Origin of the sequence: Streptomyces sp. DH24 (assembly GCF_029813775.1) — a bacterium.
In the GTDB taxonomy this organism is placed as follows: Bacteria; Actinomycetota; Actinomycetes; order Streptomycetales; family Streptomycetaceae; genus Streptomyces.
Map to the genome: position 1 here is coordinate 1 of NZ_JARVKW010000032.1, position 14,116 is coordinate 14,116.

12 protein-coding genes and 2 pseudogenes are annotated in these 14,116 nt (G+C 74.0%); 13 read left to right on the top strand and 1 reads right to left on the bottom strand.

All coding sequences use genetic code 11. The features are described from left to right. A pseudogene (locus QC282_RS23525) lies at positions 1 to 1,019 on the top strand (primosome assembly protein PriA); the annotation flags it as partial. A gap of 85 nt (positions 1,020 to 1,104) precedes the next feature. On the opposite strand, the gene QC282_RS23530 reads toward QC282_RS23525, so the two are convergent. Beyond that, positions 1,105 to 1,647 carry a hypothetical protein gene (locus QC282_RS23530; RefSeq protein ID WP_279551538.1) on the bottom strand — a complete coding sequence of 181 codons (543 nt, stop codon included), beginning with the start codon at positions 1,645 to 1,647 and terminating at the stop codon, positions 1,105 to 1,107. Positions 1,648 to 1,978: 331 nt separating this feature from the next. Between QC282_RS23530 and fmt the strand changes: the two genes are divergently transcribed. The 12 genes and pseudogenes from fmt to QC282_RS23590 all read left to right on the top strand — a co-directional run bounded on the left by fmt (position 1,979) and on the right by QC282_RS23590 (position 14,072). Beyond that, positions 1,979 to 2,911, top strand: a complete 933-nt coding sequence (fmt, locus tag QC282_RS23535; RefSeq protein ID WP_279551539.1) for a methionyl-tRNA formyltransferase — start codon at positions 1,979 to 1,981, stop codon at positions 2,909 to 2,911. A gap of 75 nt (positions 2,912 to 2,986) precedes the next feature. After that, entirely contained in the window at positions 2,987 to 4,414 is a 1,428-nt protein-coding gene (locus QC282_RS23540; protein ID WP_279551540.1) for an RsmB/NOP family class I SAM-dependent RNA methyltransferase, read from the top strand. A 437-nt stretch (positions 4,415 to 4,851) separates the two neighbouring features. Further along, positions 4,852 to 5,538, top strand: coding sequence for a ribulose-phosphate 3-epimerase (gene rpe / locus QC282_RS23545; RefSeq protein WP_279551541.1), 687 nt, complete (start codon positions 4,852 to 4,854; stop codon positions 5,536 to 5,538). 78 nt (positions 5,539 to 5,616) lie between these two features. Further along, a complete protein-coding gene (locus QC282_RS23550; RefSeq protein WP_279551542.1) occupies positions 5,617 to 6,660 on the top strand; it encodes a sugar-binding domain-containing protein in 1,044 nt (347 codons plus the stop codon). A gap of 40 nt (positions 6,661 to 6,700) precedes the next feature. Beyond that, positions 6,701 to 7,075 carry a ribonuclease domain-containing protein gene (locus tag QC282_RS23555; protein WP_279551543.1) on the top strand — a complete coding sequence of 125 codons (375 nt, stop codon included), beginning with the start codon at positions 6,701 to 6,703 and terminating at the stop codon, positions 7,073 to 7,075. Further along, on the top strand, positions 7,072 to 7,425 hold the full coding sequence (locus tag QC282_RS23560; RefSeq protein WP_279551544.1) for a barstar family protein: 354 nt from the start codon (positions 7,072 to 7,074) through the stop codon (positions 7,423 to 7,425). Before QC282_RS23555 ends, QC282_RS23560 begins: the two co-directional genes overlap by 4 nt. Before the next feature lie 108 nt (positions 7,426 to 7,533). Continuing rightward, positions 7,534 to 8,976, top strand: a pseudogene (locus QC282_RS23565) (GuaB1 family IMP dehydrogenase-related protein). A gap of 180 nt (positions 8,977 to 9,156) precedes the next feature. Then, positions 9,157 to 9,552, top strand: coding sequence for a hypothetical protein (locus QC282_RS23570; protein WP_279551545.1), 396 nt, complete (start codon positions 9,157 to 9,159; stop codon positions 9,550 to 9,552). Between the two features lie 257 nt (positions 9,553 to 9,809). Further along, on the top strand, positions 9,810 to 11,288 hold the full coding sequence (locus QC282_RS23575) for an amino acid permease (RefSeq protein WP_279551546.1): 1,479 nt from the start codon (positions 9,810 to 9,812) through the stop codon (positions 11,286 to 11,288). A 10-nt stretch (positions 11,289 to 11,298) separates the two neighbouring features. Continuing rightward, positions 11,299 to 11,751: an Lrp/AsnC family transcriptional regulator gene (locus tag QC282_RS23580; protein ID WP_279551547.1), complete on the top strand. Its 453-nt coding sequence runs from the start codon at positions 11,299 to 11,301 to the stop codon at positions 11,749 to 11,751. 160 nt (positions 11,752 to 11,911) lie between these two features. Beyond that, positions 11,912 to 13,180, top strand: coding sequence for an MFS transporter (locus QC282_RS23585; RefSeq protein WP_279551548.1), 1,269 nt, complete (start codon positions 11,912 to 11,914; stop codon positions 13,178 to 13,180). Between the two features lie 103 nt (positions 13,181 to 13,283). Beyond that, positions 13,284 to 14,072, top strand: coding sequence for a carbon-nitrogen hydrolase family protein (locus QC282_RS23590; RefSeq protein WP_279551549.1), 789 nt, complete (start codon positions 13,284 to 13,286; stop codon positions 14,070 to 14,072). Positions 14,073 to 14,116: the final 44 nt, after the last annotated feature.

Genomic DNA, 14,116 nt, shown 5'->3' on the forward strand with positions numbered 1-14,116 from the left:
CCGCCGCCCCGCTGGTGCGGACCGTGGGCGACGGGGACCTCGCCCGGGACGAGGCGGCGCGGGCCGCCCGGCTGCCCACCCTCGCCTGGCAGATCGTCAGGGACGGCCTGCGCAGCGGGCCCGTGCTGGTGCAGGTGCCCCGGCGCGGCTACGTGCCGAGGATGGCGTGCGCCAGCTGCCGGGCGCCCGCGCGCTGCCGGCACTGCGCCGGGCCGCTGGAGGCCCAGGACGCGGAGGCGTTGCGCTGCGGTTGGTGCGGGCGTGAGGAGGGCGGCTGGCACTGCCCGGAGTGCGGTGGGTTCCGGCTGCGGGCACAGGTCGTGGGGGCGCGGCGCACCGCCGAGGAGCTGGGGCGGGCCTTCCCCGCCGTGCCCGTGCGCACGTCGGGGCGCGAGCATGTGCTGGACACGGTGCCGGAGGCGCCCGCCCTGGTCGTGAGCACGCCGGGCGCGGAGCCCGTCGCCGAGGGCGGTTACGCGGCGGCGCTGCTGCTGGACGGCTGGGCGATGCTGGGGCGGCCCGATCTGCGGGCGGGCGAGGACGCGCTGCGGCGCTGGATCGCCGCGGCCGCGCTGGTCCGGCCGCAGGGCGCGGGCGGCACCGTGGTCGTCGTCGCGGAGCCGACGCTGCGGCCCGTGCAGGCGCTGGTGCGGTGGGACCCCGTCGGGCATGCCGTGCGGGAGCTGGGGGAGCGGGCCGAGCTGGGCTTTCCGCCGGTGTCGCGGATGGCGGCCGTGTCGGGACCGCCGGAGGCGCTGGCCGCGTTTCTCGCCGCCGTCGAACTACCCGCGCGAGCCCAGGTGTTGGGCCCCGTGCCGCTGCCCGTCACGGCGGCCGGACGGCAACGCCGGCCCGGTGCGCCACCGCCCGGCGAACGCTGGGACCGCGCGCTGGTCCGGGTGCCGCCCGGCAGCGGAGCCGCGCTGGCCGCCGCCCTGAAGACCGCCCAGGCGGCCCGTATGGCGAAGGGCGGCGCGGAGCCGGTGTGGGTGCGGATCGACCCGCCGGACATCGGCTGACGGGGCCCGGCCGGGCGGTGCCCGAAGACACCGCTGCCCTCCCAGGTCGGCGCCGGGAGGGCAGAAACAGGTGCGGTCGGCGCCGTCAGCCGTTGCGCGGGCCGGGGAAGGGGGCAGGCCTGGACTCGTCACGGAGGGACGAACTGCCCGCCGTCGGCTGGGTCGGCATGGAGCGGGCCGCGGGGACCGTGGGCATGCCGGAGCCCACGGGGACCGGCCGGGTGCCCGACGGTTCCGGGGTGCTCGTGGCCTCGGCGGCGGCCGCGGTCGCCTGCGGGGCGGCCCGGCGCGCGCCGTAACGGCGGTGCACCGCCTGCTTGGTGACTCCGAGCGCGGACCCCACGGCGTCCCACGAGAAGCCGAGCGAGCGGTCGAAGTCCACGGCGGCGGTGACCAGCGTCTCGACACTGTCCCGCAGTTCCTGGGCGAGACGGACAGTGGGAGCGGGCGCGCGTCCGTAGACGACGAAGCCCGTGGAGGGGCCGGAGCGGCGCGGGCGGTAGACGTTGCCCAACTGGGCGGTGAGGGTGCGCAGTGCGTCCACCTGCCGGCGGACCCGCTCGATGTCCCGCACCAGCAAGTGCAGGCTGGCCCGAGCCTGGGCGTCGTGGGTTGCGTGGTCGGCCATGAACAAGCCTCTCGAACCGGCGTTGAAAGGAAGGGGCCGCGATCGCGGCCCGTAGTGGTCAACTCTTTCTTGACCAACGCCGATCGGCTCCGTGGGTCACGGGTCGGGGGCGTGCGAGCATATGAGTGCGCCCGCTCCGGGCCGCGCACCACCTGTTTCGCGTCGGGCCCGGGACCTGTTTCGCGTCGGGCCCGAGCCGGAGGTTCCCGCCGGGCCGGAACAGCGGGACGAGTCCGCCCGCGAGGGCCCCTCGCCGCCGGCGGTCACCCCCACCGGCTCGCCCTAGACTTGCCCTGCCCGCCGACCCCGCCCGAGAGGCCCGATCCACTCCATGAAGCTCGTCTTCGCCGGTACCCCCGAGGTCGCCGTCCCCGCTCTCGACGCTCTGCTCGCCTCCGGGCGGCACGAGGTGGCCGCCGTCGTCACGCGGCCCGACGCGCCGGCCGGGCGCGGGCGCAGGCTCGTCGCGAGCCCCGTCGCCGAGCGCGCCGAGGAGGCCGGCATCGAGGTGCTGAAGCCGGTGAAGCCGAAGGACCCGGAGTTCCTCGCGCGGCTGCGGGAGATCGCCCCCGACTGCTGCCCCGTCGTCGCCTACGGCGCCCTGCTGCCCCGCGTCGCCCTGGACGTGCCCTCGCACGGCTGGGTCAACCTGCACTTCTCCCTGCTGCCCGCCTGGCGCGGCGCCGCCCCCGTGCAGCACTCCCTCATGGCGGGCGACGAGATCACCGGGGCGTCGACCGTCCTCATCGAGGAAGGGCTCGACTCGGGGCCCGTCTACGGCACGGTGACCGAGGAGATCCGGCCCACCGACACCAGCGGCGACCTGCTCACCCGGCTCGCCTTCGCCGGCGCCGGGCTGCTCGCCGCGACCATGGACGGCATCGAGGACGGCACCCTGAAGGCCGTACCGCAGCCGGCCGAGGGCGTGACCCTCGCGCCGAAGATCACCGTCGAGGACGCCCGGGTCGACTGGAACGCCCCCGCCCTGCGCGTGGACCGGATCGTGCGCGGCTGCACACCCGCGCCGGGCGCCTGGACCACCTTCCGCGGCGAGCGGCTCAAGCTCATCCAGGTCACGCCCGTGCCCGAGCGGACGGACCTCGCCCCCGGCCGGCCGGCCGTCGGGAAGAACAGCGTGCACGTCGGCACCGGCTCGTACGCCGTCGAGCTGCTGTGGGTGCAGGCCCAGGGCAAGAAGCCGATGAAGGCGGCCGACTGGGCGCGCGGAGTGCGGATCGCCGACGGCGAGCACCTCGGCGCCTGACGCGGGAGGTCCGGGCCGCCCCGGACGACGTAGGCTGGAGCGCGCACTTCACCTCACCACCGGAGCACCTTTTTCGTGAGCGACCAGCCCCGTCGGCCCCGCAATCCCGGCAAGCCCTACCGACGGCCCAAGAAGGACCCCGTCCGCATCCTCGCCTTCGAGGCGCTGCGGGCCGTCGACGAACGGGACGCGTACGCCAACCTCGTCCTGCCGCCGCTGCTGCGCAAGGCACGCGAGAAGGAGGGGCCCGAGAAGTTCGACGCCCGGGACGCAGCCCTCGCCACCGAGCTGGTGTACGGGACGCTGCGCAGGCAGGGCACCTACGACGCGGTGATCGCCGAATGCGTCGACCGGCCGCTGCGCGAGGTCGACCCGCCCGTGCTCGACGTGCTGAGCCTCGGCGCGCACCAACTGCTCGGGACGCGGATTCCCACCCACGCCGCGGTGTCCGCCACCGTGGAGCTCGCCCGGGTCGTCCTCGGTGACGGTCGGGCCAAGTTCGTCAACGCGGTCCTGCGGAAGATCGCCCAGCACGATCTCGACGGCTGGCTGGAGCGGGTCGCGCCGCCCTACGACGAGGACCCCGAGGACCATCTCGCCGTGGTGCACTCGCACCCGCGCTGGGTGGTCTCCGCCCTGTGGGACTCCCTCGGCGGCGGGCGCACCGGCATCGAGGACCTGCTGCGCGCCGACAACGAGCGGCCCGAGGTGACCCTGGTCGCCCGCCCCGGCCGCGCCACCACCGACGAACTGCTCGGCGAGGAGGCCGCCGTACCGGGGCGCTGGTCGCCGTACGCCGTGCGGCTGTCCGAGGGCGGCGAGCCCGGCGCCATCGACGCCGTGCGGGACGGCCGGGCGGGCGTGCAGGACGAGGGCAGTCAGCTCGTCGCGCTGGCGCTCGCGAACGCGCCCCTGGAGGGCGACGACAAGCGGTGGCTTGACGGGTGCGCCGGTCCCGGCGGGAAGGCCGCGCTGCTCGGCGCGCTCGCGGCGCAGCGGGGCGCGTTCCTGCTCGCCTCGGAGAAGCAGCCGCACCGGGCCGGGCTCGTGGCCCGCGCCCTGGACGGCAACCCCGGCCCGTACCAGGTGATCGCCGCCGACGGGACGCGGCCCGCGTGGCGGCCCGGCAGCTTCGACCGGGTGCTGGTCGACGTGCCGTGCACCGGGCTCGGCGCCCTGCGCCGCCGGCCCGAGGCGCGCTGGCGCCGCCGCCCCGACGACCTGGACGGCTTCGCCCCGCTCCAGCGCGGTCTGCTGCGCGGCGCCCTGGAGTCCGTGCGGGTCGGCGGCGTCGTCGGCTACGCGACCTGCTCGCCGCACCTCGCGGAGACCCGGGCCGTGGTCGCCGACGTGCTCAAGCAGCATCCCGGCGCCGAGCTCCTGGACGCCCGGCCGCTGCTGCCCGGCGTACCTGACCTGGGCGAGGGGCCGGACGTCCAGCTGTGGCCGCATCTGCACGGCACGGACGCGATGTACCTGGCGCTCATCCGCCGGACGACGTGACGGCGGCGCTCGCGCACGGGAGCCCCGCCGTCCGTGCGGGGAGTCCCGCCCTCCGCGCGGGCCGGCCGTCCTCGGTACGGTAGCCCGTCCTCCGAGCGGGCCGGCCGCCCTTCGCTCAGGTCGGCCAGCCTCCGCGCGGGCCGTCCGTCCTCGGTACGGAAGCCCGTCCTCCGCGCGGGCCGGTCGTCCTCCGGGCGCGGGCCGGTCGTCCTCCGCGGTCGCCGGCCGAGCGGCCGGTGCCGCTGTTTCCGGCGGTGCGGACCAGGCACGCGCTGCCCCGTTCCCCGTTCGTCGCCCCCCTGAGCCGTGGCGGCCCCCGGGGCGCGAGGGCCCGGGGGAGACGTCCCGGCGGACCCGGGCCGTTCATCCGACTCGTCCGGCGAATTCCCCGGGGTACCGATGCCCCTCACGTACCAGGGGCATGGCAGTCTTGGGTCATGGCCCCGCAGATCAACCCCAGCATCCTGTCCGCCGACTTCGCCCGACTCGCGGACGAGGCCAAGGCGGTCGAGGGAGCCGACTGGCTCCACGTCGACGTCATGGACAACCACTTCGTACCGAACCTCACGCTCGGCGTGCCGGTCGTGGAGTCGCTCGCGCGTGCGACGGACACTCCGCTGGACTGCCATCTGATGATCGAGGCACCCGACCGTTGGGCGCCCCAGTACGTGGAGGCGGGGGCCGGTTCCGTCACCTTCCACGTCGAGGCGGCCGCCGCGCCGGTGCGGCTCGCCCGGGAGATCCGGGCCAAGGGGGCCCGCGCCTCCATGGCGCTCAAGCCCGCGACGCCCATCGAGCCGTACGAGGACCTGCTCCCCGAGCTGGACATGCTGCTGATCATGACGGTCGAGCCGGGCTTCGGGGGACAGGCGTTCCTCGACATCATGCTGCCGAAGATCCGTCGCACCCGTGAGCTGATCAGCAAGCACGGTCTGGAGCTGTGGCTGCAGGTCGACGGCGGGGTTTCGGCGTCCACCATCGAGCGGTGTGCCGACGCCGGCGCCGACGTCTTCGTCGCGGGATCGGCCGTCTACGGGGCATCGGACCCGGCCGAGGCGGTACGTGCACTGCGCAACCAGGCGGAGGGGGCGACGGCCAAGGCGTCCTGGGCGTGCGACCACTGAACCACAGGAACATGAACGGCTCCCATCAGGGCTGATCAACCGCGCCGGATCTGCAAGGATGAACGGCGAATCCAGAGTGTGAACAGCAGTGAGGAGATCGCCGTGTCGGGTATGTCGGCGGGCCGGTCAGCCATGCGGATGGGACCCGCTGAGCTGGTGCAGGCGGCGGCCATGGCCCGCCGCTTCTACCTCGAGGGGAAATCCAAGATCCAGATCGCGGAGGAGTTCGGCGTCAGCCGCTTCAAAGTGGCCCGGGTCCTGGAGACCGCCCTCGAACGGGACCTCGTGCGCATCGAGATCCGGGTCCCGGCCGAGCTGGACGCCGAGCGCTCCGACGCGCTGCGCGCCCGCTACGGCCTCAGGCACGCCGTGGTGGTGGAATCCCCGGCCGACGCCGAGGAGACCCCCGATCCGGAGAACCTGGGGGAAGTGGCCGCCGACCTGCTCGGCGAACTGGTCAACGAGGGAGACGTCCTGGGCCTCGCCTGGGGCCGCTCCACCATCCACATGGCGGCGGCCCTGAACCGCCTGCCGCCCTGCACGGTCGTGCAGCTGACGGGGGTCTACGACGCGGGGACCGCCGAGCGCGGTTCCGTCGAGGCCGTCCGCCGCGCCGCGCAGGTGTCCGGGGGCGACGCGCACCCCATCTACGCGCCGATGCTGCTGCCGGACGCCGCCACCGCGACGGCGCTGCGCAACCAGACCGGGCTCGCCCGGGCCTTCGAGTACTTCGACAAGGTCACGGTCGCCTGCGTCTCCATCGGCTCCTGGGAGCCCGGCATCTCGACGGTGCACGACATGCTCAGCGACGAGGAGCGGGCCCACTACGCCTCGCTCGGCGTCGCCGCCGAGATGTCCGCGCACCTCTTCGACGGCGAGGGGCGCCGGGTCGGCCGTGACCTGGGGGAGCGGTGCATCACCGTCAAGGCCGACCAGCTGCGGCGCATCCCGGAGGTCGTCGCGATCGCCGGCGGTCAGCGAAAGGCCGCCGCCATCGACGCGGTGCTGCGCTCGGGACTCGTCACCAGCCTGGTGACGGACACGTCGGCCGCGGACTACCTGATGACGGCGGGGACGACGCCGAAGCCGGCGCTCAACCGGGCGGACCCGGACGGCGTCTGACGACGGGTCGGAAAGGGAGGACCGTGGCAGCATCGGCGGCATGCTGCTGCGGTTCGCCCTCCGGGCCCTCGTCTGCCTGCTCGTCCTGGTCACGGGCTGCACCACCACGGACCCCGCCGCCCCGTCCTGGGCGGACGGCACGGCCACCGTCCGGGAGGCCGACCTGCCCGCCGAGGCCCGCGAGACGCTGCAACTCCTCGACGCGGGCGGGCCCTTCCCGTACGAGCGGGACGGCGCCGTCTTCAACAACTTCGAGGATCTGCTGCCGCGGCACCCGCGCGGCTACTACCACGAGTACACGGTCCGGACGCCCGGCTCGCGCGACCGCGGGAGCCGGCGCATCGTCACCGGCCGCGGCGGCGAGACGTACTACACCGACGACCACTACGAGTCCTTCAGGGCGGTACTGAGATGACGCAAGACGCGGCAGGCCGGATCGTGGTCACCCTCGACCTCGACGGGGTCACGGACAAGGCGGGCCTGATGGACCGCTGTGCCCGGGCCCTGGACCTGCCCGAGTGGTTCGGCCGCAACTGGGACGCCCTCGCCGACTCCCTCGCCGACCCCTCCCTGTGGCCCGAGGGGGCCGTGGAGCGCGGGCTGCTGGTCGTCGTGGAGGGCTGGCGGGCGTACGCGCGGGAGCGGCCCGAGGAGTGGTCGGTCGCCGAGGAGGTGTTCGCCGAGGCGACGGACCGCGGCGCGGGACTCTTCGTCGCCCTGGGCTTTGGAGGTTCGTCCGAACAGGCCTCTGACCAGCCTGGATGATCCGCCCGGGGATAACCGGGCGGGCGTCGTGGGACAATGAAGTACGTGCTCTTTCCCCCTGGCTGACCTGTCCGGGGGCCACCTCTGATCGACTGGGATGTGCAGCACGTGCGTTTTCTCAATGACATCCAGCCCGCCTACGACCTGACGTACGACGACGTCTTCATGGTGCCGAGCCGCTCCGCGGTCGGGTCGCGGCAGGGCGTGGACCTCAGCTCCCCGGACGGGACGGGTACCACGATCCCGCTGGTCGTCGCCAACATGACCGCCATCGCCGGACGCCGCATGGCCGAGACGGTGGCCCGGCGTGGCGGGCTGGTCGTCATCCCGCAGGACATCCCCATCGAGGTCGTCACCGACGTCGTCTCCTGGGTCAAGAGCCGGCACCTGGTGCTGGACACCCCGATCGTGCTGGCCCCCCACCAGACCGTCGCCGACGCGCTCTCCCTGCTGCCGAAGCGCGCGCACAACGCCGGTGTCGTCGTCGACGAGGAGCAGCGGCCGATCGGCGTCGTCACCGACACCGACCTGTCCGGCGTGGACCGCTTCACCCAGCTCGAAGTGGTCATGTCCAAGGACCTGCTGCTGATCGACGCGGACATGGACCCGCGCGAGGCCTTCAACACCCTCGACGCCGCCAACCGCCGCTACGCGCCCGCGGTCGACTCCGACGGCCGTCTCGCCGGCATCCTCACCCGCAAGGGCGCGCTGCGCGCCACGCTCTACACCCCGGCCGTCGACGGGCGGGGCCGGCTGCGCGTCGCCGCCGCCGTCGGCATCAACGGCGACGTGGTGGGCAAGGCCCAGCAGCTGCTGGACGCGGGCGTCGACACGCTCGTCATCGACACGGCGCACGGCCACCAGGAGTCGATGATCAGCGCCGTCAAGCTGGTGCGCGACCTCGACCCGGCGGTGCCGATCGTCGCGGGCAACATCGTGTCCGCCGACGGCGTGCGCGACCTGATCGAGGCGGGCGCCGACATCGTCAAGGTCGGCGTCGGACCGGGCGCCATGTGCACCACGCGCATGATGACCGGCGTGGGCCGGCCGCAGTTCTCCGCCGTCCTGGAGTGCGCGGCGGAGGCGAAGAAGTACGGCAAGCACGTGTGGGCCGACGGCGGCATCCGCCACCCGCGCGACGTGGCGATGGCGCTCGCGGCCGGCGCGTCCAACGTGATGGTCGGCTCCTAGTTCGCCGGTACCTACGAGTCGCCGGGCGACCTCCAGCACGACGCCGACGGGCGCCCCTACAAGGAGTCCTTCGGCATGGCGTCCGCGCGTGCCGTGCGCAACCGCACCAGCGAGGAGTCCGCGTACGACCGGGCCCGCAAGTCGCTGTTCGAGGAGGGCATCTCCACCTCCCGGATGTTCCTCGACCCGGCCCGCCCCGGCGTCGAGGACCTGATCGACTCGATCATCGCGGGCGTCCGTTCGTCCTGCACCTACGCCGGTGCCGCGAGCCTGGAGGAGTTCGCCGAGAAGGCCGTCGTCGGCATCCAGAGCGCCGCGGGCTACGCCGAGGGCAAGCCGCTGCACGCCAGCTGGAACTGACCCGCGAACCGTCCGGCCCCCGGTCGCCCGTCACGGGAGACCGGGGGCTTCGGCATGCCCCCGCGGGCAGCGGCCGGCGAATGTCCCGTCCCCGTCCCGTGTTCGGGCTCCTTTGACGTCGCGCCCCCTCCCGTGTCCGGGTTCTTTGACGTCGCGCGGCCCCGGCGTGAGCCTGGAGACATGAGCACACCGCAGAGCGTCGAACCGCAGTACACACTGCAGACCGCCGCGGCCCGCATCGACGAGCTGCGCCTGCGCGAGTCGCTCGCCGGGGGCGGCGCCGACGCGGAGCGGCTCGACCGGGCCGAGCTGCTCGAACTCCTCGCCCTCGGCGAGGCCGTCGCCCGCAAGGCCGCCCGGGGCCGTCGGCTCACCGTCCGCGCGGCCCGCGAGGCCGGCGCCTCCTGGTCGCAGATCGCGGCCGCGCTGGGCACGAGCGAACAGGCCGCGCGGGAGGCGCACACGCACCGGACCGACGCCCGGCAAGCGCCCCCCGGCAGGCCCGGTGAGCTGGGTCCCGACGCAGGCGGCACGGCCGCGGACCGGGCCGCCGAGGGGCGGCCGGACGAGGCCTGACCTGCCGCCCGACACCCTCCCGACGGGCCCCTGTGCAACGGTCTTGACCCTCCGCGCAACGAACCCCCGCCACCGCCTGAGGAACGCAACGATCTTGCGGAGATGCGCAAGGTTGCTGCATTACAGGGGCAACGTCCCGCTCATAGGGTTCTGCGCTGTACGTGGCGTGGCGAGGACCCCGCTCGGTGGGTCCCCGCATCCGTGGGGTCGCCGCCGGTCCCCGCCACCTCGACCGGCAGCGACGAAGGAGTCAGCGCGTGCTCGACCAAGGCGCACCCCCGCACCACCGCCCCCAGGCCGCCCCACCGTCCCCCGGGGCAGCCGGGCGCCTCATGCGCCGCAAGCCCGTGGAACGCCTGGTCGCGGAGGGTGGCCAGGGCGAGGGAGGCAGCCTGCGCCGCTCCCTCGGCCTGTGGCAGCTGACGATGATCAGCATCGGTGCCACCCTCGGCACCGGCATCTTCGTCGTCCTCGGCGAGGCCGTCCCCAAGGCCGGACCCGCCGTGACGCTGTCCTTCGTCATCGCCGGTCTCACGGCGCTGTTCTCGGCGCTGTCCTACGCCGAACTCGCGGGCACCATCCCGGTCTCCGGGTCCTCGTACTCGTACGCGTACGCAACGATGGGCGAACTGATCGCCTGGGTGTGCGGCTGGTGTCTGATCCTGGAGTACGGCGTCTCGGTCGCGGCCGTCGCCGTCGGCTGGGGCGAGTACCTCAACGAACTGCTCGACGGGACCATCGGCGTCACCATCCCGGCCGCCCTGTCCGCGCCGCCCGGCGACGGCGGGATCTTCAACCTGCCCGCGCTGATCGTCGTCCTGCTCGCCATGGCGTTCCTGCTCGGCGGCGCCCGCGAGTCCGCCCGCGCCAACACCGTCATGGTCGTCGTGAAGATCGGCGCGCTGGTGCTGTTCTGCGCGATCGGCGTCCAGGGCTTCCGCTCCGGCAACTACGAGAACTTCATGCCGCTCGGCATGGCCGGCGTCAGCGCCGCCGGAGCCACCCTGTTCTTCTCGTACATCGGCTTCGACGCCGCCTCCACCGCCGGTGAGGAAGCGAAGAACGCGCAGCGCGACCTGCCCCGCGCGATCATGCTGTCCCTCGTCATCGTCACCGCGCTGTACGTGCTGGTCGCGGCCGTCGCCGTCGGCGCCAAGCCCTGGCAGCGGTTCGAGGGCAGCGAGGCCGGGCTCGCCCAGATCATGCGCGAGGTCACCGGCCAGACCTTCTGGGGCACCCTGCTCGCGTTCTGCGCCGTCATCGCCATCGCCAGCGTCGTGCTGACCGTCCTCTACGGCCAGACCCGCATCCTCTTCGCCATGTCCCGCGACGGTCTCGTCCCCAAGGTCTTCGCGAAGGTCCACCCGCGCACCGGCGCGCCCCGCGCCAACACCCTCATCGTGTCGCTGTTCTGCGGAGTCCTGGCCGCCGCCGTGCCGCTCGGCCAGCTCGCCGACGCCACCAGCATCGGCACCCTCTTCGCCTTCGCGCTGGTCAACATCGCCGTCGTCGTGCTGCGCCGGAAGAGTCCCGAGATGCCCCGCACGTTCCGTGTGCCGCTGTCGCCGGTCCTGCCGGCGCTGGGCTTCGCCTTCTGCGTCTGGATGATGGGCAGCCTCGACAGCGTCACCTGGGCGGTCTTCGGTGTCTGGATGGCCGTCGGGCTCGTGGTCTACTTCCTGTACGGCTACCGCCGCTCGCGGCTGGCCGCACCGCTCGCACCATCGGAGAAGTGAACCACCCACCGTGCTGAACGATCTCGACGAACGCATCGTGCACGCCCTCGCCGAGGACGCCCGCCGCTCCTACGCGGACATCGGGCAGCAGATCGGCCTGTCCGCGCCCGCCGTGAAGCGGCGCGTGGACAGGCTGCGGGCCACCGGCGCGATCACCGGATTCACCGTCCGGGTCGACCCGGCGGCCCTCGGCTGGGAGACCGAGGGGTTCGTCGAGATCTACTGCCGCAGCAACACCTCCCCGGAGACCATCCAGCGGGGCCTGGAGCGCTACCAGGAGGTCGTGGCCGCCTCCACCGTGACCGGCGACGCCGACGCGGTCGCCCAGGTCTTCGCCTCCGACATGCGGCACTTCGAGCGGGTCCTGGAGCGCATCGCCGGGGAGCCGTTCGTGGAGCGCACCAAGTCCGTGCTGGTGCTCTCCCCGCTGCTGCGGCGCTTCTCGTCGGGCTCGCCGACGTAACGGCCCGGGCCGGGCCCGCCCCAAAGGGCTGGCCCGGCCGGACCCTCACGGTCTAGCCTCGTGTCATGACCTGGCGACATTGATCCACCAGCCGTGCCTCCCGGGGACCGCCCCGGACGCCTGACCACCGGCGTCCGAACAGTCCCTGCGGGAAGGCCTCATGACACTCTCACCTGCGCGTGTGCCCGGCACCGGAGCCCGGCGGCTCACGGCCACGCTGTACGGCTACTCGTTCCTGGACGAATGCGTCCTGCTCTACCCGGTGTACGCGCTGCTGTTCAGCGACACCGGGCTGCCCCTGTGGCAGATCTCCTCCCTCTTCGCCCTGTGGTCGGTCACCGGCGTGCTGCTGGAGATTCCCTCCGGCGCCTGGGCCGACGCCCACTCCCGCCGGCTGCTGCTGTGCCTCGGCCCGCTGCTGACCGCCGCCGGCTTCGCCCTGTGGGTGCTCGTGCCGTCGTACGGGGCGTTCGCGCTCGGCTTCGTGCTGTGGGGCGCGGGCGGCGCGCTCGGCTCGGGCGCGCTGGAGGCACTGGTCCACGAGGAGCTGGACCGGCTCGGCGCGGCCGACCGGTACGCCCGCGTCATGGGCCGGGCCCGCGCCGCGGGCCAGATCGGCGTGATGGCCTCGATGGCGCTGGGCGGCCCCCTGTTCGCGCTGGGCGGCTACCCGGCCGTCGGCGCCGCGAGCGTCCTGGCCTGCCTGCTGGCCGCGGCGACCGCGACCCGCTTCCCGGAGCACCGCGGCCCGGCCGCCGCCGACGCCGACGACGGTGACGACGGGTGGGTCGCGACCCTGCGCGCCGGTCTGGCCGAGGCCCGCGCCGACCGCCGGGTGCGCGGCGCGCTCCTGCTGGTCCCGGCCGTCGCCGCCGTGTGGGGCGCCCTCGACGAGTACACGCCGCTGCTCGTACGGGACACGGGCGTCGCCGACCGGACCGTGCCCCACCTGCTGCTGCTGATCTGGACGGGCGCCACCGTGGGCAGCCTGCTGGCAGGCCGCGCCGCACGCCTCGGCGCCACCGGTCTCGCCGGGCTGCTCGCGGGCGCCGCGCTCGCCCTCGCCGCCGGCGCCGCCACGGGCGCCGCCGCCGGGGTGGCCCTGGTGGCCGTCGCCTTCGGCGGTTTCCAGCTGGCGACCGTCCTGGCCGACGCCCGGCGACAGGAGCGCGTCGGCGACGCCCGCCGCGCCACCCTGACCTCGGTCGCCGGACTCGGCACCGAGGTGGCCACGATCGCCGTGTACCTGCCGTACGCGGCCGTCGCCGCGGCGGCCTCGCACAGCACCGCCTTCGTGTGGGGCGCGGTGCCCTACCTGCTCACCGCCCTGGTCCTGACGGCCACCGCGAGAGGGCCGCGCACCCGGCGAGGCAAGGGCCGGGAGGAGACGCGCAACGAATCGCCGCCCAGCCCGACACGGACGCAATGATCGGTGCGTCGGCGCGCAACGGCTCCGTCTTGTCCGCCCGAGCGCGCCGACCGTACCGTCTATCTGGCCCCCGAACCCCCCGCGTACCCGGTGAGGAACACGCATGCGCACCGCCCTGCTCCAGAGCTCCGGCCGACCCGGCTCGACCGTCGAGAACCTGAAGGTCCTCGACGAGGCCGCCGCGCGTGCCGCCGCCGCGCGGGCCGGGCTGCTGGTGGCGCCGGAGATGTTCCTCACCGGCTACGCGATCGGCGACGACATCGCCCGCCTCGCCGAGCCCGCCGACGGCGACTGCGCCGACGCGATCGCCGAGATCGCCTCCCGGCACGGCCTCGCCGTCGCCTACGGCTACCCGGAGCGGGACGGCGAGACGGTCTACAACTCCGCCCAGCTGATCTCCGCCGACGGCACCCGCCTCGCGAACTACCGCAAGACCCATCTGTTCGGCTGCTTCGAGCGCGACCACTTCACGCCCGGCGACCAGCAGGTCGTCCAGGCCGAGCTGAACGGCCTCACCGTCGGCCTGATGATCTGCTACGACGTGGAGTTCCCGGAGAACGTCCGCGCCCACGCCCTGGCCGGCACCGACCTCCTGCTGGTGCCCACGGCGCAGATGCACCCGTTCCAGTTCGTCGCCGAGTCCGTCGTGCCGGTGCGTGCCTTCGAGAACCAGATGTACGTCGCGTACGTCAACCGGGTCGGCCGGGAGGGCGACTTCGAGTTCGTCGGGCTGTCCACGCTGGCCGGTCCCGACGGGGTCGCCCGCTGCCGGGCCGGGCGCGCCGAGGAACTCGTCCTCGCCGACGCCGACCCCGTCCTCCTCGCCGCGTCCCGCGAGGCGAACCCGTACCTGGAGGACCGCCGCCCCGGCCTGTACGGGTCCCTGGTCTGACCCGCCCCCTTCACAGCCTTCCCCAGTAGTTCTTCGTAGTTCTT